This window comes from Pseudomonas sp. GX19020 (assembly GCF_023371075.1).
Taxonomy (GTDB): Bacteria; Pseudomonadota; Alphaproteobacteria; order Rhodobacterales; family Rhodobacteraceae; genus Pseudogemmobacter.
In genome coordinates this window covers 25,545-43,973 of record NZ_JAMCCR010000001.1, presented here as the reverse complement: position 1 = coordinate 43,973, position 18,429 = coordinate 25,545, and the positions used below count along the sequence as shown (strand labels likewise).

Genomic DNA, 18,429 nt, shown 5'->3' with positions numbered 1-18,429 from the left:
TAAATATCCTCGGGGGGAGGGCCGCGCAGCGGACCGGGGGGCAGACAGCCCCCCCCTTCTTCTTTTGTCACAGTTCCAGGCCGATGATCAGATCCGGATCGTACGGATTTCCGTGCCTTTGGCCGTCAGCGCGATCTCGCCCTTGCACAGCCGCAATGCCTCGTCACCAAAGACCTCGCCGCGCCAGCCTTTCAGCGCTTCGACATCGCGCTTGCCTGCCGCAATAGCATCCAGATCCGAGGCGGCCGCGATCAGCCGGGGCGCGACGCCCAGCTGTTCGGATTTCGCTTTTAGCAGCACCCGCAACAGATCCGCCAGCGCCCCATTGGTCTGCGGCTGATCGGGTTGCTGCACGACCCTGGGCAGGTCTTCGGTCCGCGCCTCCATCCCGGCCTGGATCGCGGCAAGAATTCCTTCGGCGATCTCGGGCTTTCTGCCCTCGCGCAGCAGGAGTCGGGAGCGACCGAGCTCCTCCATCGAGGTCGGGCGGGTCGAGGCAAGCTCCAGCAGCGCGTCATCCTTCATCACCCGCGAGCGCGGTACGTTCTGCCCTTGCGACCAGCTTTCGCGGAACTTCGCGAGTTCGCGCACAATGGCCAGGAACCGCCCGGACGAGGTGCGGGTCTTGATCCGCTTCCAGGCCTCATCCGGATGCACCGTATAGGTCGCCGGATCGGTCAGCACCGCCAGCTCTTCCTCGACCCAGGGCGCGCGGCCGTTCTTCTTCAGCTGCGCCGCCAGCCATTCATAGATCACCCGCAGATGGGTGACATCGGCCAGGGCATATTCCTTCTGTGCGTCAGACAAAGGCCGGCGCGACCAGTCGGTGAACCGCGAGGTCTTGTCGAGATTGGCCCGCGCGATCTTCCTGACCAGCGTTTCATAGCCGACCTGCTCGCCGAAACCGCAGACCATGGCGGCGATTTGCGTATCGAACAGCGGCACCGGGAAGACGCCGCCTTCGACGAAAAAGATCTCCAGATCCTGGCGCGCCGCATGAAAGACCTTCACCGTCGCCTCATGGCGGAAGAGGTCATAAAGCGGCTCCATCGACATTTCTTCGCCGATGATCGGATCAACAAGAACCGCGTCGCCGTCCTTGCCCGGAAGCGCCATCTGAATCAGGCACAGCTTTGACCAATAGGTGCGCTCGCGCAGGAATTCGGTGTCGATGGTGACATAGGGGGCTGATTTGGCCGCTGCGCAAAATGACGCAAGCTCTTCGGTCGTGGTAATGGTGCGCATCTGTCCTCGCGTTTGCGGGGGCGTCCCGCCGGTGATCTGACGACAGGAACGGGTCCGGCCGCAGAATTTCGATCCGCGTTCCACTTGCCCCGGTCAGTCTGATCCTGCCGCATTTTCTGCGCCAAAGCGTCAGTCTCTGGCCGGGAAAAGGCCTCAGGCGCAAAACCTGAAAGAAACCGGAATTTCCTTTTTCTAATCGCCGCAAACCTGATTGGAAAGAGGAATAGCATCCGCCTCCCACCGCCGGTTCTTTCGGGGATGCGGAGCCGCCCTCAGCCGGGCGTCCCCGCCGCACGCAGCGCCCCGAGCAGCGCCGCCATATCTTCGGGCAGGTCGGAGCGGAACTCCAGCCGCTCACCTGTCACCGGATGGTCGAACCCGAGGCTTGCCGCATGCAGCGCCTGGCGCGGAAAGGCGGCGGCGGCCAGCGCGGCCTCTCCGAGAAGTTTCTCCGACAGTTTACGCCGCCCGCCATAGGTCGGATCGCCGATCAGACCATGGCCCGCCCAGGTCAGATGCACGCGGATCTGATGGGTGCGCCCGGTCTCGAGCCAGCAATCGACCAGGGCCGCCTGCCCTGAAAACCCCTCGACCACCCGGGTCCGGGTCACGGCATGGCGCCCCTCTGGCGGCCAGGTCACCGCCTGTTTCTGACGGTCGGTGCGGTGTCGGGCGAGGTTCGTCGCGATCCGGATCACGCCGCCGGGTTCAAAACTGACCCCGCGCGTGCCGCGCAGCCTCGGATCCGACCCTTCCGGCACCCCGTTGCAGATCGCGAGGTAATGGCGCGTGACCGTATGGGCCTCGAACTGTGCCGCGAGCCCGTGATGCGCCCGGTCGGATTTCGCCGCGACAATCAGCCCCGAGGTCTCTTTGTCGATCCGGTGCACGATGCCGGGCCGGCGTTCGCCGCCGATCCCCGAAATGCGGTCGCCGCAATAATGCAAAAGCGCATTGACCAGGGTGCCCGAAGGCGTGCCGGGCGCCGGATGCACCACCATCCCCGCCGGCTTGTCGATCACGATCAGATCGTCATCTTCCCAGATCACCGTCAGCGGAATCGCTTCGGCAAGGGTTTCCACCGCCTCGGCCGGGCCTATACGGATCTCCCAGACCTCGCCTGATGCCGTCTTCGCCTTCTGATCGGTGACCACCACCCCCGCGCGGCTCACAGCGCCCGCCTCGATCAGTCGCGCGAGCCTCGAGCGCGACAATGCCGCTTCCTCTGGCACAGCGGCGCTGAGCGCCTTATCAAGGCGCGGCGCGGCATCCGGGCCGAGGGTGACGGTGATCAGCCCGCCCTGAGCCGGGCCTTCCGGGGCCATAGCCGCAAGATCGTCGTCGTCGAGAAAAGATTCAGGTGTGAAAGGTTCAGTCATGGCTCAGGCCCCGAAGGAGAATGCGGAAGAAATTGCGCTGCCGCCCTCGCTGCGTTTCCTGAAGGCGCTGGTGATCGTGCTGATGCTGAGCATGATCGCGGGTGTCATAACCGTGACCCTGCTGCTTGTCACGCGCCTGCGCGCGCCTTTATCCGATACACCTGCGGTGACAGCGCCCCTGCCCGCGGCCTTGCAGCTGCCCGCGGGCGAGATTGCGGCCTCGGTTGTGCCCGGCCCGGACTGGATCGGCGTTGTCACCGGCGCAGGCCGCATCCTCATCTTCAACCAGGATGGCAGCCTGCGCCAGGAGATCGAGGTCACCCCAGCCCCCTGACCGCCACCCGGTAGTGGTCAGACGGGGCGAAAGGATCATTCCGCCACCCGCGCCTCAAGATAGAGATCCATATGCGGCTGCCAGAGCGCGGGTCTGAACATCAGCGCATGACTGGCCTGCAAAGCCACAAACCGCCCCTGCCCGCCTGCGGCCCGAAAGACCTCGAAATTGCTGCGGCAGTGAGTAATGCGGTAATACTGGTCCTGATTGCCATGCAGCCACAGCGTCTCATGCGCCCCGCCAGCCCCACGCGCAAACAGCATCGGGTTGACCTGGTCCAGCGCCGGACAGGCCCGCCCCAGCCAGCCGCCATTGAAACTGACCGCGCCGCGAAACAGGCCTGGCCGCATTCCGGCGAATGCAATCGCGAGGATCCCGCCGCGCGACACGCCGCCAGTCACCAGCCGCCCCTGGTCGACATCCGGCCAGAGCAAGAGCCCGCGCATCACCGCGTCAAGATCCTCGACCGCCCGCTCGAACCCCGCAAGCGCGATCTCCGCCTCGCAGGAATAGCCCGAACCATCTGCGGCAAGCCCTTCCCCGTAGCGCCCTCCCGATTTCCCCCGGCCGCGCCGCTGCGGGAAGACCACCATCCAGCCCCGGACTGTAAAATAGTTGCTGATCACCGCCGGGCTGATGCTGCGCCGGAACATGGCCGGGCTCCGCCCGCTGCCGGTCGAGCCATGGTTGAACAGCATGACCGGATAGGGCCCGGGCCGCGATGGCCGCGCCACGACAAGCTCCAGCGCCACCCCCGGCTCGCCTGCGGGCAGCATCACCTTTGAAATGCGCGGCTTTTCCATTCTGACGGCTCCTCCCCGGTTTGCCGGGATTTTCTGCCCCCGGTTCTGCCCCCGGGTTCTGCCCCGGCGCGCCGCGAGACACCATACTGCGCCCCCGCACTGCCCGCGCCCTGACATTCCCGTGAACCGATCGACACAATTCTTATTATCGGGATCCAAACGCCCCATCTCACGTTCATCTTCCACGGATCGCTCCCTTGTAAGGAGGATCCCCGGATCATAAGTGAAATCATCCTCCGGGGGCTGATGGCACCGGAAGAGAAAACAGGGGGCAAATGCATGAGCACCTATACCAACCTTCCTGCACCGAGCCCTGAACAGGGCCTGAACCGCTATCTCCAGGAAATCCGAAAATTCCCGCTCCTCGAACCCGAGCAGGAATATATGCTGGCCAAGGCCTGGACCGAACGCCAGGATCCGAAATCAGCACACCAGCTGGTGACCTCGCATCTGCGGCTCGCCGCCAAGATCGCCATGGGCTATCGCGGCTATGGTCTGCCCCAGGCCGAAGTGATCTCCGAGGCCAATGTCGGGCTGATGCAGGCGGTCAAACGCTTTGATCCGGAAAAGGGCTTCCGTCTCGCGACCTATGCGATGTGGTGGATCCGCGCCGCGATCCAGGAATATATCCTGCGGTCCTGGAGCCTTGTGAAAATGGGCACCACTTCGGCGCAGAAGAAACTGTTCTTCAACCTGCGCAAGGCCAAGGCCAAGGTCGGCGCGCTGGAAGAGGGTGATCTGCGCCCCGAAAACCTCGCCCAGATCGCAAAGGATCTGTCGGTCAGCGAAGATGAGGTGGTTCAGATGAACCGCCGTCTGTCCGGCTCGGATGCCTCGCTCAATGCCCAGATCGGCGGTGATGGCGATGGCGCCACGCAATGGCAGGACTGGCTCGAAGATGAAGACAGCGACCAGGCCGGCGCCTATGCCGAAAAGGACGAGCTCGACACCCGCCGCGAGATGCTGACTGAGGCGATGTCAGTGCTGAATGACCGCGAGAAAGACATCCTGATGCAGCGTCGCCTCGCCGATGAGCCGGTCACGCTCGAGGAATTGTCGGAAAGCTACGGCGTCTCGCGCGAACGCATCCGCCAGATCGAGGTCCGCGCCTTCGAGAAACTCCAGGCGAAAATGCGCGATCTCGCCCGCGGCAAAGGCATGGCGATCCCGGCCTGATCCCTGACCTCCCACTGAACAAAGGCCCGGCCCCCGCGCCGGGCCTTTTTCTGTCTGAAACGCAGCCCTCCAGGATCGCCCCTGCCAAAAGACCGCGCTCGCCGGCAATCTTCACAGCCCGCCTCCCATTCCGGCAACATAAAAGCCGGCCCCTCCTCCCGCCTTTCATCTGTCCTTAAATATCCCGGGGGTGAGCGGCAAAGCCGCGAGGGGGCAGGCCCCCTCTACCCGATCAGCCGCGCCACGATCCCCGGCAGATCCTCATAACGATCGAGCAGCGCATCCGGCGCCAGCCGCGCGATCCCCGCGCCCTCAGGTCCGAATGTCACCAGAACCGACGGCACCCCCACCGCGCGCGAGGTCAGCAGATCGGTCTCGGTATCCCCGATCAGCAGCGAGCGCCCGACCACCCCGCCCGCGCGCTCCACCGCCAGATGATAGGGCGCCGGATCGGGCTTTCGCACCGGCAAAGTATCCGCGCCCACCAGCGCGCCGAACAGATCGCGCACTCCAAGCTGGCGCAGAAGCTCTTCTGCCAGCGCGTAGGGCTTATTCGTGCAGACCGAAACCTTATAGCCGGCCATGCGCAGCACCTCGACCGTCTCGACCGCGCCGGGATACATCCGCGTCTGCACCGCAATCGCGTCGCGGTAATGGCGCAACAGCTCGGGATAAAGCCGCTCCATCGCCGCGCCCTCGGGCACCACCTGTCCCAGCCGCCCGAAGCCGAGCCGCAGCATCGCGCGCCCGCCATGAAACGCCGTCAGACTGTCAGCCGATGTCAGCGGCGCGCCTTGCCCCATTTCGGTGAAACAGGCATTGGCCGCCGCCAGCAGATCGGCGCTGGTATCGGCGAGCGTGCCGTCAAGGTCAAAGACCACGCAGGCGCCATCGTCACGCATTCGATGCCTGCGGGCGCCTTCCGGCGCTTTCCCGGGCGAAAGCCGATCTTGCAACATGCCGCAATCCTCTGTGACCGCCGCCCCCCTTGGCGGGCCTGTCTGGCTTCGGTAGAACGGCCCTTAAACAAAAGGAAGGGGCAGAATGCAGGTCTCGCTCATCATCCTGGCGGCAGGCCAGGGCTCGCGCATGAATTCGGATCTTCCGAAGGTCCTGCATAAGGTCGCCGCCGCGCCACTTTTGCATCACGCGATGGCAGCGAGCGCCACGCTCTCTCCGGTCGCGACCATCGTTGTGGTGGGCCATGGCGGTGACGAGGTCGCCGCATCTGCACTGAAATTCGACCCTGATGTGGTGATCACCCGCCAGGAGGAACAGAAAGGCACCGGCCATGCGGTCGACCAGGCCCGTGCTGCGCTGGAAGGCCAACCGGGCGATGTGATCGTGCTTTACGGCGACACCCCCTTTATCCGCGCAGAAACCCTCGAGGCGATGCTCGAGGCGCGGGCAAGGAATGCCGTGGTGGTGCTCGGCTTCCAGGCTGCCGACCCCGGCCGCTATGGCCGCCTGATCACCGAGGGCGAAAGCCTGGAACGCATCGTCGAATATAAGGATGCGAATGAGGCCGAACGGGCGGTCACCCTGTGCAATTCGGGCGTGATCTGCGCCTCGGCGAAAGACCTCTTCGCGCTGATCGCGGAAATCGGCAATGCGAATGCCAGTGGCGAATATTACCTCACCGATGTGGTGGGGATCGCGCGCTCGAAAGGCCTCACCGCCACTGTGGTTGTCTGCGACGAGGCCGAGACGCTCGGCGTCAATACCCGCGCGCAACTGGCCGAAGCCGAAGCCGCCTTCCAGGCCCGGGCAAGAGCAGAGGCGCTGGAGACCGGCGTCACCCTGACCGCGCCCGAAACCGTGTTCTTCGCGCTCGACACCATCATTGGCCGCGATGCGATCATCGGTCCGAATGTCCTGTTCGGCCCCGGTGTCACCATCGAATCCGGCGCGGAAATCAAGGGGTTTTGCCATCTTGAGGGCTGCCATGTCTCGCGCGGGGCCGATGTCGGGCCGTTTGCGCGCCTGCGCCCCGGTGCCGAACTGGCGGAAGATGTTCATGTCGGCAATTTCGTCGAGATCAAAAACGCCATTCTCGATGAAGGCGTCAAGGTCGGCCACCTGACCTATATCGGCGATGCCGATGTGGGCGAGTTCACCAATATCGGCGCAGGCACCGTCACCTGCAATTACGACGGCGTGATGAAACATCGCACCCGGATCGGCAAACGCGCCTTTATCGGATCGGACACGATGCTGGTCGCGCCGGTGACGGTAGGCGATGATGCGCTGACGGGATCGGGTTCGGTGATCACCGAAGACGTGCCCGCCGGTGCCGTGGCTCTGGGCCGCGCGAAACAGGTCAGCAAGCCCGGTCTCGCGCTGAAACTGATGGAAAAGCTTCGCGCGATCAAAGCCGCGAAGAGCAGAGGATAATCCCATGTGTGGCATAGTTGGTGTTCTGGGCAATAACGAAGTGGCGCCGCTGCTGGTCGAGGGGCTGAAGCGGCTGGAATATCGCGGCTACGATTCCGCAGGGATCGCCACGGTGAACAGCGGGCGGCTGGACCGCCGCCGCGCGGTGGGCAAGCTGGTGAACCTCTCGGATCTGCTGGTGCATGAGCCGCTGGCAGGGAAATCCGGCATCGGCCATACCCGCTGGGCGACCCATGGCGCCGCGACAGTGGTCAACGCGCATCCCCACCGTGCAGGTGGCGTGGCGGTGGTTCATAACGGCATTATCGAGAATTTCCGCGCGCTGCGCAGCGAGCTGGCGGAAGACGGTTATGTCCAGGAATCCGAGACCGATACCGAAACGGTTGCGCTGCTGCTGAAACGCAGCATGGACAAGGGCGCGACTCCCATCGAGGCCGCGCGTGAGACCCTGCCCCGGCTCGATGGCGCCTTCGCGCTTTGCATGCTGTTCGAGGGTGAGGATGACCTGATCATCTGCGCCCGCAAGGGCAGCCCGCTCGCCATCGGGCGCGGCGAGGGCGAGATGTTTGTCGGATCAGACGCGATAGCGCTGGCGCCGATGACCGACCGCATCACCTATCTCGAAGAGGGTGACTGGGCGGTGCTGACCCGCAAGGGCGCCGAGATTTTCGACGCCGCAGGCCGCCGCGCCAACCGGGCCGAGACCCGCATCCAGCTGGGCGCCACCCGGGTGGAAAAGGGCGGCTACAAGCATTTCATGGCCAAGGAAATCGCCGAACAGCCGGTCGTGCTGGCCGATGCTTTGCGCCATTATACCGGATCAAGCGCCAGCCCGGCGCTGAACCTGCCCGAGGGTCTCGATTTCACCAATATCGACCGGGTCGTGATGGTGGCCTGCGGCACGGCAAGCTATGCCACCCATGTCGCGAAATACTGGTTTGAGCAGATCGCCGGCATCCCGGCGGAAATCGACGTCGCATCCGAGTTCCGCTACCGCGAGCCGGTGCTCTCGGATCGCTCGATGGCGCTGTTTGTCAGCCAGTCGGGCGAGACCGCCGATACTCTGGCCGCCCTGCGTTATGTGAAGGAAAAAGTGGCGAAGGTGGTCTCGGTCGTGAATGTGCCGACCTCCTCGATCGCGCGCGAAAGCGATCTGGTGCTGCCGATCCTTGCGGGCGCCGAGATCGGCGTCGCCTCGACGAAAGCGTTTTCCTGCCAGCTGATGGTGCTGGCGCTGATGGCGCTGAAAGCCGCCTCTGACCGGGGCAGGATCACGGCAGAGGAGCTGACCGCGCGCATCGTCAGTCTGCGCAATCTGCCAGGGCTGCTGAATGCGGCACTGGCGCTGTCAGACCAGATCGCGACGGTGTCGAACGAGCTGGCAGAGGCGCGCGACATCCTCTTCCTCGGGCGCGGGCCGATGTATCCGATGGCATTGGAAGGTGCACTTAAGCTGAAAGAAATCAGCTATATACACGCCGAAGGCTATGCATCGGGCGAGCTGAAACACGGCCCCATCGCATTGATCGATGCCAATGTGCCGGTGATCGTGATGGCGCCCTCGGACCCGCTCTTCGACAAGACAGTGTCGAATATGCAAGAGGTAATGGCGCGGCATGGCAAGGTGCTTTTGCTGTCGGATGCGGCGGGCATTGCCCATGCGGGACAGGGCACCTGGGCGCAGCTGACGCTGCCCGAAGTCGACCCGGTCTGGGCGCCGATCCTTTACGCAGTGCCGGCGCAGCTGCTGGCCTATCATACCGCGATTGCGAAAGGCACCGATGTGGATCAGCCGCGAAACCTCGCGAAATCGGTGACGGTGGAGTGATCGGCGGGGCCGAAAGCCCCGCCCTCTTTCAGCCGGCATAACGCTCCAGCCGGGCGGCAACCTGCCCGGCGATCAGCCGCTGGAAGCCCAGCGACAATGCGACGACCAGCGCGAGGCTTGCGAAGACAAGGTCGATCCGCATCCGGCCATTCGCATGCAGCATGACTGCGCCAAGCCCCTCAGATCCGCCGACCCATTCGCCGATCACCGCCCCCACCGGCGCCAGCACTGCGGCAAGCCGCAGCCCCGTGGCCAGATCCGGCAGCGCCGAAGGCAATCGGATCCGGATCAGCATCGCCCATCGCCCCGCCCCCATCACCCGCGCCAGATCCAGCCGCGCCTGGGGCACGCGGGTCAGCCCGTCATGAAAGGCGCTTGCAACCGGGAAGAATGTCACCAGCGCCACCACCGCCAGTTTCGGCGCCATGCCATATCCCAGCCAGAGCGTCAGGATCGGCGCCAGCGCAAAAATCGGAATGGTTTGCGAGACCACGACCACCGGGCCAAGCCAACTCCGCAGCCGCCCCGACACCGCCATCTGCAGCGCGAGCCCGCATCCGATCACCGCGCCAAGCGCGAAACCCGCAAGGGTCTCGGTCAGCGTTTTCAGGAAAGCTGTCGCAAGTACCCCCTGGTGGGTCCAGAGCGCCCGGGCCACCGCCCCGGGTGAAGGCAGCAGAAAGGGCGGCAGGCCGGTGGCAAGGATCACCCCCTGCCAGAGCGCCAGCAGAACCAGAACGGTAACAGAAATCCGGATCATGCCAGCGCCACCAGCCGCCGGGTCAGCGCAGTCGCGGCATTCTGAACCTCTGGCGCGTCGCTCGGACGCGGTGTCCGACCTGCGGGGGCTGCGATGTCCTCAAGACCCGCCGGCGTCATCAGAAGGACCCGGTTCGCGAGCCGTGCGGCCTCGACCGGATCATGGCTGATCATCATCACGGTCCGGTCACGCAACAGGTGCGCCGCAAGATCCTGCATCCGGAGCCTCAGCCCGATATCCAGCGCCGAAAACGGCTCATCCAGCAGCACCAGCGGCCGGTCCTCCATCAATACCCGTGCCAGTGCCACCCGCTGCCGCTGCCCGCCCGAGAGCTCGGCCGGACGCTTTGCCGCATGGGGGGCAAGGCCGGTCTGTTCCAGCACTGACGCGAGCCGCGCGCGGTCCGGCGTCTCGCGGCGCAGCGTGGCGCCCAGCGTGATATTCGCCGCCACCGTGGCCCAGGGCATCAGCCCCGGATCCTGTGCCATCAGCGCGACCGGCATGCGGCCGGTGATCTGACCGCGAAACTCCGCTCCGACCGGAAGTCCGCCGATCAGCCGCAAAAGCGTGGTCTTGCCCACGCCCGACGGGCCAAGCAGCACCAGCCATTCATCCGCCGCCAGCTCCAGCCGCAAGGGCGGGAAAAGGCGCTCGCGGCCGATCCAGGCCTCACCTGAAAGCTGCATCACGCAAGGCCCGCGCGCCAGAACCCGGCCTCAAGCCGCGTGGCAACACGGAAATGGCGCTCAAGCTGGCGCCAGCGCGGCAGGGTCTGCGCGGCCTCGCCCAGGCGGTCGCGGATGGCCATGTCAAAAAGCGCCCCCGCCTCGCGGCAGATCTGCTGATAGGTTTCGCCGCCATAGGTTTCGATCCAGTCACGATAGGGCGTTTCACCGGCGGTTGCGATCAGCCGCGCGCCGATCTCGCCATAGCCCAGCACACAAGGCAGCAGCGCCGCCAGCAGATCGAGGAAATCGCCACTCAGCCCGGCATCCAGCACATAGCGGGTATAGGCCAGATTGCCGGTCGCCTCTTCGGTGGCGGCAAGATCTGCCGCCGATATTCCCGCCGCAGCGCAGAGCCGGATATGCAGCGCCATCTCGTGATGCAGAAGGCCATGGACCGTCGCGCTGGCCGCCTGCATCTCGGCCAGATTGCCGGCCTTGACCACTGCAAGCGACCAGGCCCGGGCGAAATGGATCAGGAAAACATAATCCTGGCGCAGATAGCTGAGAAAATCGGCGCGCGGCAGCGAGCCATCGTGCAGCGCGTCAAGAAACGCGTGCCGCGTATAGGCGTTCCAGTCATCGGGACAGGCGCTTCGCAGGGCCGCAAATCCGGCTCCGTAATCTGCTGCGCTCATTCTGCCGCCCCCGGATCAACGGCCAGTTTCGAAACCGGCAAAAGCGTGTCCGTCAGGCCCGATTGCAGCAAAAACGCCTCGAACCTGGCATAGCGCCCATGATCCAGCGCCGCCGGAGAATGGGCGAAACGCGGCAATGTAGCTGCCCATGCTTCGGTGTTGAGCGGATCGGACAGGTCCGGCGCGGTGGCGGCAAAAGCCTCGAATGCGGCATCGGGATGGTTGATCATATAGGCCGTCGCACGCTCGATCGCGGTCAGAAAGCGGGTCACGCGGTCCTGGTCAAACCCGGTATGGGCCACGAAGATCAGCTCATCATAGGCGGGGATCCCGGCCTCTTCGGGGTAGAAACAGCGCCCGTTGCCACCCGCCAGCCGCATCTGTGTCATTTCAAAATTGCGAAACGCCCCGATCACTGCATCGACCTGACCCGTCAGGAGCGACGGCGTCAGCGACCAGTTCACATTGACCATTTCGACATCCCCCGCCGTCAGCCCGGCGCTGGCCAGCATCCCCGACAGCAGCGCAGATTCGACGCCCGAAACCGAATAGCCGATCCGCTTTCCCCTGAGATCGCCAAGGCTCTGCACCGGCCCGTCTGCCGCCACCATCAGGCAATTGAGCGGGGTCGCGACCAGGGTGCCGACACGGACCAGCGGCAGCCCTTCATGAACCTGGAGATGCAGCTGCGGCTGATAGGAGACCGCCAGATCGGCCTGGCCCGCCGCGACCAGTTTCGGAGGCTCCGTCGGGTCGGCAGGCGCGATGATCTCAACCTCCAGCCCCTGCTCTTTGAAAAAGCCCTTTTCCCGGGCGATGATCACCGGGCCATGGTCGGGGTTCACATACCAGTCAAGGATCAGGGTCATACGGTCGTCTGCCCGGGCGGGTCCGGTCAGCGCGATACCGGCCAGCAGGGCCAGGGCGAAACGGGTCATATCTCGGTCTCCGTCAGGGGCGGATCGGCGATCAGCACGATCTCATTGGGAAAAATCGGGTGGAGTTGCGCCGCCGCGCGCCAGGCCCTGAGGCCGGAGCGGCAGGCGAGAACGATGCGCTCATGTGGCGCGGGCGTGGCCCCCGTGATCTGGTCGGGCGCGATGCGATGGGCCGCGGGGGTGACCGCGCGCGGCGCCTCGGCGCGGTCGCGCAGCTCGATCACGTAATCGCCGGGGCGGATCGCAGCCCTCGCGATGAAAGGGAAAGCCGTCTCCGGCTCGGGCGCGGTGTCAAAGCGAAAGCTGCTGAAGCGCCAGCCCGCCATGTCAAAGCGGATCAGCTGGCCAAGCGGCGATGGCATGATCCCCGCCAGATGCGCCAGCGCCATCTGCGCCATGACGGTGCCCAGCATCCCTACAACCGGGCCCAGCACACCGGCGCTGGCGCAGGTCGCAAAGGTTTCCGGCAGGTCGGGGAACACCGCCCTGAGCGAAGGCGCGCCGCCGCAAAACCCGCCGACATAGCCCGAAAGCCCCAGCGCCGAGGCCGATATCAGCGGCTTCTGGGCGCGGTGGCACAGGTCAGACAGCAGATAGCTTGCCGCGAAACTATCGGCGCAATCGAGGATAAGATCGGCCGCCGCCACCAGGTCGGGTGCAGTTGCTGGATCGCAATGCGCCACCAGCGCCGTCACCTGACAGTCAGGGTTCAGGAGCCGCAGCGCAGTTGCCGCAAGTGCAGCCTTCGGCGCGCCGATGCCACCCGCATAAAGCGGCTGTCGGTGAAGGTTGCTTTCCTCGGCCCGGTCCGGATCGATCACCGTGATACGCCCGATACCGGCACCGGCCAGATATTGCAGCACCGGCACGCCCAGCCCCCCGGCCCCCACGACCAGCAGATGCGCTGCGGCGAAAGCCGCCTGCCCCCCGGCCCCGATCCCGGGCAGCAGGGTCTGGCGCGCATAGCGGCTCATCCCGTCACCCCGAGCCAATGCCGCACCTGTGCCTCAGGGTCGGGGTTCAGTGTGATATCGGTCACCACCGAAACCAGATCCGCCCCGGCGGCAAAGGCCTCTGTCGCGCGCGCGGGCGTCAGACCGCCGATCGCCACCAGCGGGATATCCCCGATCCGGGCCTTCCAGTCGGCAAGCTTTTCCACCCCCTGCTGATGCCATTTCATCTGTTTCAGGATCGTCGGCCAGACCGGCCCCAGCGCGATGTAATCCGGGCCCAGCGCCAGCGCCCGCGCCAGTTCTTCTTCGTCATGGGTCGAGATACCGAGCCGCAGCCCGGCCCGCCGGATCGCTACCAGATCGGCGGCATCAAGATCCTCCTGTCCGAGATGGACCCAGCCACAGCCTTCTTCAATTGCAAGCTGCCAGTGATCATTGACCACAAGGATGGCATCATGCGCGCGGCACAGATCCAGCGCCTCGCGGATCTCAAGGCGCGTCTCATCAGCGCTGCGATCCTTCACGCGCAGCTGCACCAGGCGGACCCCAAGCGGCAGCATCCGCGCCACCCAGGCAGCAGAGTCGAAAATCGGATAGAAACGCGGCAGGGTCATGCGAGAAACGCCCTCCCAACTACCGGCGTCGAGGGCGCGGCCATATCGCGCGGCTCCATCGGCTGCGCGAGATAGGCCGCCCTGCCCGCCCGGATCGCCCCGGCCATGGCCCCGGCCATCCGCGCCGGGTCACCGGCCTTGGCCACCGCCGTATTCAGAAGCACAGCATCAAAGCCCAGCTCCATCGCCCGTGCCGCATGGGAAGGCAGCCCGATCCCGGCATCGACCACCAGAACCTGATCGGGAAACTCTGCCCGCAGCACGCGCAGCCCATATTCGTTCATCAGCCCCCGCCCCGAGCCAATCGGCGCGCCCCAGGGCATCAGCACCTCACAGCCGGCCTCGACCAGACGCGCACAGACGCCAATATCCTCGGTCGTATAGGGAAAGACCTTGAACCCGTCGGCAATCAGGATGCGGGCGGCCTCTGCCAGTCCGAAGACATCGGGTTGCAGCGTATCGGTATGGCCGATCACCTCAAGCTTGATCCAGTCGGTCGCGAACAGCTCGCGCGCCATATGGGCCGTGGTCACGGCCTCTTTCACCGTATGGCAGCCAGCGGTATTAGGCAGGATCTTCGCGCCCAGATCTGCCACAAGCGCGCGGAAGTCACCGCCATCTCGCTGTTCGCGGCGCAATGAGACGGTGGCGATCCCGGCCTCAGAGCTGCGAAACGCGTCTTCCAGGATCTTCGGCGAGGGATATTGCGCCGTGCCCAGCATCAGCGCGCTTTCAACAGCAGTTCCGTAGAATACCGGCATCTCAGCCCCCCTGCATGGCGGCGAGCACTTCGACACGGTCGCCCTCTTGTATTTCTGTTTCCAGCCGCGCGGCTTTGGCGATGAAGACTTCATTCACCGCAGTCGCCACGGCTACGCCAAAGCCCTGTTCCTCGAGCAAAGCCGCCAGGGTGCGCGCCCCGGTCAGCCTTGCCTCTCCATTCACGAAAACTCTCATGTCCTCACCTCATCCATGAACTCGGGCTGTGCGCCGGTCTCGAGATGTTCCGCCACCATCCGCGCGCAGGCGGGCGAGAGGAGGAAGCCGTGGCGGTAGAGACCATTGGCAAAGATCACATCGCCCCGGCGCCGGATCCGGGGCAGATTGTCGGGGAAAGCGGGGCGCGCATCGGCCCCTGTCGCGATCAGCTCGGCCTCGCCAAAACCGGGATGGATCGTCCAGGCCGCCGCCATCAGCTCCATCATCGACCGCAGCGTCACCTGGCCGCGCCAGCCGCTTTCGATCATCGTGGCGCCCAGCATGAAATGCCCGTCGCCGCGCGGCACGATGTAAAGCGGGATGCGGGGATGCAGCAGGCGGACCGGTCGCGAAAGGTTCACGCCCTCGCAGCGGATCAACAGCATCTCGCCGCGCACACCGCGCAGGTCGCTGAGACTGTCGCGCGCCGCGAGCCCCCGGCAGTCGATGGTCAGCGGCGCCTCTGACGGCTCGGGAGACACCACGATCCCCCGGGCCGCGAGACGGCGGGCCAGTTCGCCAAGCGCCGCGCGCGGGGGCAGATGCGCTTCGGTTCTGAAGAAGAGCCCCTCGCGGAACCGGCCTTCCAGATCGGGTTCAAGCTGCCCGATCTCATTACCGCCAATGGTCTGATGCCCTTTGGTCAGCCGCGCAAAGCGCGCCAGATCGCCCCGGTCACGCGGATCGGCCAGAACCAGCGTCCCGGCCCCGGTGACCAGCCCGGTATGGGATTGCCACCAGCCGGCCGCGCCGGCCCCCAGCCGTTCGACCGGTTCCTCTGCCGATTCCGCCTCGCAATGCGGCGCCAGCATACCGCCGGCCCACCAGGAACAGGCCTGCGGCCCGGGGCCTCCGGCAGGGTCCGAGATCGTGACCTCATGGCCGCGCGCCGTAAGTTCACTGGCCATCACAAGGCCCATGACACCGGCCCCGAGGATATGGATACGGCTCATGATTGCGGCCAGAGCGCGTGGAAATGATGCACCGGCCCATGGCCCGATCCGACCCGCAGCGTATCCGCTGCCCGGATCGCCCCCTGAAGCCAGCGATGCGCCCGCGCCACCGCATCGGGGATTGTCATCCCCTGCGCCAGCCCTGCCGCAATCGCTGCGGCATAGCTGCACCCGGTGCCATGGGTATTTTTGGTCTGCTGGCGTTCTGCCGTGAAAACATGGGGTTCAGGGCCGATCAGCAGGTCGCGACACTCTGTCCCCCCGGCATGACCGCCTTTCATCAGCACCCAGGCCGGTCCAAGCGACAGGAGCGCGCGCCCCTGTATTTCCTGCGCCCCATGGCTGCTGGCCTGGGTTTCGCCCAGAAGATCGGCCGCTTCGGGCAGGTTCGGGGTCAAAACCGTCGCGAGCGGCAAAAGCTCCTCCCGCAGCGCAGCGACGGCCTCGGCCGCGAGCAGCCGGTCTCCGGATTTCGCCACCATCACCGGATCAACCACCAGGGCCAGATCACGCCCCTTCAGCGCCGCCGCTACGGTCGAGACCAGTTCCGGATCGCCCAGCATCCCGATCTTCACCGCGCCCACGGCAAGATCATCGAACACCGCATCAAGCTGCGCCCGGACCATCTGCGCCGGCAGGGCCATCACCGCTGTCACCGCGCGGGTGTTCTGCGCCGTAATCGCGGTGATCACGCTGGCCCCGTAAACGCGCATCGCCGCGAAACTTTTGAGATCCGCCTGGATCCCTGCGCCGCCGCCGGAATCAGACCCCGCTATGGTCAAAGCTATCGCCGTCATCATGCCCCCAATGACCGGCGAAAAGATTTGGGGAGACTGGCGCCCGGGCAGGCCGCAACGGGCCGCCAGAGACACGATCAGACCACCCGTTCCCTCCGCCGGTATGAACCGGATCAGGTTCGATGGGTTAGCCTTGCGGCCTCTCAGCCCCGGTTTCCCGGGACACCCCAACGAGTAAGTTGCTCAATCGTTAAGCGGAGCATTTTCGTTTGGCAACCGGCAAAATCCCGCTTTCAGCGCGAATGAGGCTGCTTGCAGGGCCGCTGTCTGTTCCGCTTTGCGACATGTCGCAAACAGACAATCCCGGCCGCCGCACTGTGATCAATTCAGCCTCGCAAGGTGCCGCTGGCGACAGCGGAGAATTGGGAAGCCGGTGCGGTCCCGCAAGGGGTCAAAGCCGGCGCTGCCCCCGCAACGGTAGAGGCTGAGAGGCGCGACAAGGACCACTGGGCGGAGGAGCCCGGGAAGGTGTCGCGACCAGGGTTGAAAAGACCGCTCGCCAAGCCCGGAAACCAGCCTTGCACGAGATGTCGAGCCGCGGTGGGCGGCGAAGCGGCAACAGGCTCGCGGGTCCATCCCCGCGCGGGCCCTTCGCCGCCTGTTGTCCATCGCATGTCAAACCTGCCCGCGCAGCGCGCGCGGGCTAACGCGAAGGACAGCGAATGCTGAGCCAGTCCGAGACCCTTTCCCGCCTTATGGCACGCCAGAGCGGCTATGCCTTAGAGCGCGATTTATATTGCGATCCCGGGGTGTTGGAGGCTGATCTTCAACATCTGTGGTATCGTGAATGGCTCTTTGCCATTCCGGGCTGCGAGCTGGAGAAACCCGGCGCCTTTGCCACGCTTCAGGTCGGCGCCTATCCGGTGGTGATCATCAAAGGCAAAGACAATCGCATCCGCGCTTTCCACAATGTCTGCCGCCATCGCGGTCAGCGGCTTTGCGCGAAGACCAATGGCTCGACGACGAACCTTGTCTGCCCCTATCACCAATGGACCTATGACCTCGAGGGCAAGCTCATTTTCGCCCGCGATATGGGCGAGGATTTCGACCCTTCGAAATTCGGGCTGAAGAAGGTGCACTGTGTCGATCTTGGCGGCATGGTCTTCATCTGTCTCGCCGATGTGCCCCCTCCCATTTCCGACCTCGCGCCGAAGCTGATGTCGTATCTGGCCCCCTCGGGGCTCGCGGATGCAAAGGTCGCTTTCAGCTCTACCATCGTCGAAAACGGCAACTGGAAGCTGGTGATCGAGAACAACCGCGAATGCTATCATTGCGGCGGCGCGCACCCGTCTTTGTGCCGGACCTATTCCGACAACCCGCGCATGACGGCAATGGAGGGACCCGATTCGGCCTCGCCCGACATCATCGAACACTGGAAACGCTGCGAGGCGGCCGGCCTGCCCTCGCGCTTCACCAACCATCCGCAGATGCAATGGCGGCTCGCCCGCATCCCGCTGCTCAACGGCGCCGAAAGCTATACGATGTCGACAAAGGCGGCGGTGGCGAAACGCATGGGCACCATGCCCTTCAACGATGCCGGCAGCCTTCTGTTCTTCCACTACCCGAACAGCTGGAACCATTTCCTTGGCGATCACGCCATCGTCTTCCGCATCCTGCCGATCAGCCCGACCGAGACGCAAGTGACCACCAACTGGCTGGTCCATAAGGATGCGGTCGAGGGCGTTGATTATGATCTCGAAACCCTGACCCGTGTCTGGCTCAACACCAATGACGAAGACCGCCAGGTGGTCGAAGAAAACCAGAAGGGCATTCTCTCGCCCGCCTATGAACCAGGGCCCTATTCCCCGATCCAGGAAGAAGGGGTGATGCAGTTCGTGGACTGGTATGCGGGCATCATGACGCAACGCCTTGGCCCTGTTTCCGGCACAGGCCCGGCACTGGCGGCGGAATAAA

The 18,429-nt window shown here is 64.9% G+C and carries 19 protein-coding genes and 2 riboswitches; of the genes, 5 read left to right on the top strand and 14 right to left on the bottom strand.

The genetic code is table 11. From position 1 onward, the window contains the following. Positions 1 to 87: 87 nt before the first annotated feature. The gene (gene rnd / locus M3484_RS00235) at positions 88 to 1,245 is read right to left on the bottom strand and encodes a ribonuclease D (RefSeq protein WP_092896808.1); all 1,158 of its coding nucleotides are present in this window, start codon (positions 1,243 to 1,245) and stop codon (positions 88 to 90) included. A gap of 272 nt (positions 1,246 to 1,517) precedes the next feature. Continuing rightward, on the bottom strand, positions 1,518 to 2,624 hold the full coding sequence (locus M3484_RS00230) for an RluA family pseudouridine synthase (protein ID WP_249495274.1): 1,107 nt from the start codon (positions 2,622 to 2,624) through the stop codon (positions 1,518 to 1,520). On the opposite strand from M3484_RS00230, the gene M3484_RS00225 reads away from it, so the two are divergent. Continuing rightward, on the top strand, positions 2,623 to 2,958 hold the full coding sequence (locus M3484_RS00225) for a DUF6476 family protein (RefSeq protein ID WP_249495273.1): 336 nt from the start codon (positions 2,623 to 2,625) through the stop codon (positions 2,956 to 2,958). The two genes, M3484_RS00230 and M3484_RS00225, sit on opposite strands and share 2 nt — an antisense overlap. A gap of 35 nt (positions 2,959 to 2,993) precedes the next feature. Here the strand turns inward: M3484_RS00225 and M3484_RS00220 are convergent, their stop codons facing one another. Next, a complete protein-coding gene (locus M3484_RS00220) occupies positions 2,994 to 3,761 on the bottom strand; it encodes an alpha/beta hydrolase family protein (RefSeq protein WP_249495272.1) in 768 nt (255 codons plus the stop codon). Positions 3,762 to 4,040: 279 nt separating this feature from the next. On the opposite strand from M3484_RS00220, the gene rpoH reads away from it, so the two are divergent. Next, on the top strand, positions 4,041 to 4,937 hold the full coding sequence (rpoH, locus tag M3484_RS00215; RefSeq protein ID WP_092896802.1) for an RNA polymerase sigma factor RpoH: 897 nt from the start codon (positions 4,041 to 4,043) through the stop codon (positions 4,935 to 4,937). A gap of 224 nt (positions 4,938 to 5,161) precedes the next feature. Here the strand turns inward: rpoH and M3484_RS00210 are convergent, their stop codons facing one another. After that, positions 5,162 to 5,839: an HAD-IA family hydrolase gene (locus tag M3484_RS00210; RefSeq protein ID WP_249495271.1), complete on the bottom strand. Its 678-nt coding sequence runs from the start codon at positions 5,837 to 5,839 to the stop codon at positions 5,162 to 5,164. A gap of 142 nt (positions 5,840 to 5,981) precedes the next feature. Between M3484_RS00210 and glmU the strand changes: the two genes are divergently transcribed. Together glmU and glmS are read left to right on the top strand one after the other, a co-directional pair. Beyond that, on the top strand, positions 5,982 to 7,331 hold the full coding sequence (gene glmU / locus M3484_RS00205) for a bifunctional UDP-N-acetylglucosamine diphosphorylase/glucosamine-1-phosphate N-acetyltransferase GlmU (protein WP_249495270.1): 1,350 nt from the start codon (positions 5,982 to 5,984) through the stop codon (positions 7,329 to 7,331). A 4-nt stretch (positions 7,332 to 7,335) separates the two neighbouring features. Continuing rightward, complete coding sequence (glmS, locus tag M3484_RS00200) at positions 7,336 to 9,159, top strand: glutamine--fructose-6-phosphate transaminase (isomerizing) (RefSeq protein WP_249495269.1); 1,824 nt, start codon at positions 7,336 to 7,338, stop codon at positions 9,157 to 9,159. Positions 9,160 to 9,187: 28 nt separating this feature from the next. Here glmS and M3484_RS00195 read toward each other — a convergent pair whose 3' ends face one another. Genes M3484_RS00195 through thiD form a run of 10 tightly spaced genes read right to left on the bottom strand, consistent with a single transcriptional unit; the run spans position 9,188 to position 16,515 of the window. Then, positions 9,188 to 9,919 carry an ABC transporter permease gene (locus M3484_RS00195; RefSeq protein ID WP_249495268.1) on the bottom strand — a complete coding sequence of 244 codons (732 nt, stop codon included), beginning with the start codon at positions 9,917 to 9,919 and terminating at the stop codon, positions 9,188 to 9,190. Next, complete coding sequence (locus M3484_RS00190) at positions 9,916 to 10,605, bottom strand: ABC transporter ATP-binding protein (protein ID WP_249495267.1); 690 nt, start codon at positions 10,603 to 10,605, stop codon at positions 9,916 to 9,918. Before M3484_RS00190 ends, M3484_RS00195 begins: the two co-directional genes overlap by 4 nt. Further along, the gene (locus tag M3484_RS00185) at positions 10,605 to 11,282 is read right to left on the bottom strand and encodes a TenA family protein (RefSeq protein ID WP_092896792.1); all 678 of its coding nucleotides are present in this window, start codon (positions 11,280 to 11,282) and stop codon (positions 10,605 to 10,607) included. The genes M3484_RS00190 and M3484_RS00185 overlap by 1 nt, the downstream gene beginning before the upstream one ends. Then, positions 11,279 to 12,220 carry an ABC transporter substrate-binding protein gene (locus tag M3484_RS00180; protein ID WP_092896790.1) on the bottom strand — a complete coding sequence of 314 codons (942 nt, stop codon included), beginning with the start codon at positions 12,218 to 12,220 and terminating at the stop codon, positions 11,279 to 11,281. Before M3484_RS00180 ends, M3484_RS00185 begins: the two co-directional genes overlap by 4 nt. Further along, positions 12,217 to 13,194: a HesA/MoeB/ThiF family protein gene (locus M3484_RS00175; protein WP_249495266.1), complete on the bottom strand. Its 978-nt coding sequence runs from the start codon at positions 13,192 to 13,194 to the stop codon at positions 12,217 to 12,219. Before M3484_RS00175 ends, M3484_RS00180 begins: the two co-directional genes overlap by 4 nt. Beyond that, complete coding sequence (locus tag M3484_RS00170) at positions 13,191 to 13,787, bottom strand: thiamine phosphate synthase (RefSeq protein ID WP_249495265.1); 597 nt, start codon at positions 13,785 to 13,787, stop codon at positions 13,191 to 13,193. The genes M3484_RS00175 and M3484_RS00170 overlap by 4 nt, the downstream gene beginning before the upstream one ends. Continuing rightward, positions 13,784 to 14,548 carry a thiazole synthase gene (locus tag M3484_RS00165; RefSeq protein WP_092896784.1) on the bottom strand — a complete coding sequence of 255 codons (765 nt, stop codon included), beginning with the start codon at positions 14,546 to 14,548 and terminating at the stop codon, positions 13,784 to 13,786. The genes M3484_RS00170 and M3484_RS00165 overlap by 4 nt, the downstream gene beginning before the upstream one ends. A 1-nt stretch (position 14,549) precedes the next feature. Continuing rightward, a complete protein-coding gene (thiS, locus tag M3484_RS00160) occupies positions 14,550 to 14,744 on the bottom strand; it encodes a sulfur carrier protein ThiS (protein WP_249495264.1) in 195 nt (64 codons plus the stop codon). Beyond that, positions 14,741 to 15,718, bottom strand: coding sequence for an FAD-dependent oxidoreductase (locus tag M3484_RS00155; protein ID WP_249495263.1), 978 nt, complete (start codon positions 15,716 to 15,718; stop codon positions 14,741 to 14,743). Before M3484_RS00155 ends, thiS begins: the two co-directional genes overlap by 4 nt. Further along, entirely contained in the window at positions 15,715 to 16,515 is an 801-nt protein-coding gene (gene thiD / locus M3484_RS00150) for a bifunctional hydroxymethylpyrimidine kinase/phosphomethylpyrimidine kinase (protein WP_249495262.1), read from the bottom strand. Before thiD ends, M3484_RS00155 begins: the two co-directional genes overlap by 4 nt. 73 nt (positions 16,516 to 16,588) lie before the next feature. After that, positions 16,589 to 16,695, bottom strand: a riboswitch (TPP riboswitch). Between the two features lie 140 nt (positions 16,696 to 16,835). Beyond that, a riboswitch (cobalamin riboswitch) is annotated at positions 16,836 to 17,050 on the top strand. A gap of 127 nt (positions 17,051 to 17,177) precedes the next feature. On the opposite strand from thiD, the gene M3484_RS00145 reads away from it, so the two are divergent. Next, positions 17,178 to 18,428 carry an aromatic ring-hydroxylating oxygenase subunit alpha gene (locus M3484_RS00145; RefSeq protein ID WP_249495261.1) on the top strand — a complete coding sequence of 417 codons (1,251 nt, stop codon included), beginning with the start codon at positions 17,178 to 17,180 and terminating at the stop codon, positions 18,426 to 18,428. Position 18,429: the final 1 nt, after the last annotated feature.

What these genes read in the sequence shown, in the direction of transcription:
- rnd (WP_092896808.1), bottom strand. Translation starts at nt 1,245, where the DNA reads ATGCGCACCATTACCACGACCGAAGAGCTTGCGTCATTTTGCGCAGCG.
- M3484_RS00225 (WP_249495273.1), top strand. Translation starts at nt 2,623, where the DNA reads ATGGCTCAGGCCCCGAAGGAGAATGCGGAAGAAATTGCGCTGCCGCCC.
- M3484_RS00230 (WP_249495274.1), bottom strand. Translation starts at nt 2,624, where the DNA reads ATGACTGAACCTTTCACACCTGAATCTTTTCTCGACGACGACGATCTT.
- M3484_RS00220 (WP_249495272.1), bottom strand. Translation starts at nt 3,761, where the DNA reads ATGGAAAAGCCGCGCATTTCAAAGGTGATGCTGCCCGCAGGCGAGCCG.
- rpoH (WP_092896802.1), top strand. Translation starts at nt 4,041, where the DNA reads ATGAGCACCTATACCAACCTTCCTGCACCGAGCCCTGAACAGGGCCTG.
- M3484_RS00210 (WP_249495271.1), bottom strand. Translation starts at nt 5,839, where the DNA reads ATGCGTGACGATGGCGCCTGCGTGGTCTTTGACCTTGACGGCACGCTC.
- glmU (WP_249495270.1), top strand. Translation starts at nt 5,982, where the DNA reads ATGCAGGTCTCGCTCATCATCCTGGCGGCAGGCCAGGGCTCGCGCATG.
- glmS (WP_249495269.1), top strand. Translation starts at nt 7,336, where the DNA reads ATGTGTGGCATAGTTGGTGTTCTGGGCAATAACGAAGTGGCGCCGCTG.
- M3484_RS00195 (WP_249495268.1), bottom strand. Translation starts at nt 9,919, where the DNA reads ATGATCCGGATTTCTGTTACCGTTCTGGTTCTGCTGGCGCTCTGGCAG.
- M3484_RS00190 (WP_249495267.1), bottom strand. Translation starts at nt 10,605, where the DNA reads ATGCAGCTTTCAGGTGAGGCCTGGATCGGCCGCGAGCGCCTTTTCCCG.
- M3484_RS00185 (WP_092896792.1), bottom strand. Translation starts at nt 11,282, where the DNA reads ATGAGCGCAGCAGATTACGGAGCCGGATTTGCGGCCCTGCGAAGCGCC.
- M3484_RS00180 (WP_092896790.1), bottom strand. Translation starts at nt 12,220, where the DNA reads ATGACCCGTTTCGCCCTGGCCCTGCTGGCCGGTATCGCGCTGACCGGA.
- M3484_RS00175 (WP_249495266.1), bottom strand. Translation starts at nt 13,194, where the DNA reads ATGAGCCGCTATGCGCGCCAGACCCTGCTGCCCGGGATCGGGGCCGGG.
- M3484_RS00170 (WP_249495265.1), bottom strand. Translation starts at nt 13,787, where the DNA reads ATGACCCTGCCGCGTTTCTATCCGATTTTCGACTCTGCTGCCTGGGTG.
- M3484_RS00165 (WP_092896784.1), bottom strand. Translation starts at nt 14,548, where the DNA reads ATGCCGGTATTCTACGGAACTGCTGTTGAAAGCGCGCTGATGCTGGGC.
- thiS (WP_249495264.1), bottom strand. Translation starts at nt 14,744, where the DNA reads ATGAGAGTTTTCGTGAATGGAGAGGCAAGGCTGACCGGGGCGCGCACC.
- M3484_RS00155 (WP_249495263.1), bottom strand. Translation starts at nt 15,718, where the DNA reads ATGAGCCGTATCCATATCCTCGGGGCCGGTGTCATGGGCCTTGTGATG.
- thiD (WP_249495262.1), bottom strand. Translation starts at nt 16,515, where the DNA reads ATGACGGCGATAGCTTTGACCATAGCGGGGTCTGATTCCGGCGGCGGC.
- M3484_RS00145 (WP_249495261.1), top strand. Translation starts at nt 17,178, where the DNA reads ATGCTGAGCCAGTCCGAGACCCTTTCCCGCCTTATGGCACGCCAGAGC.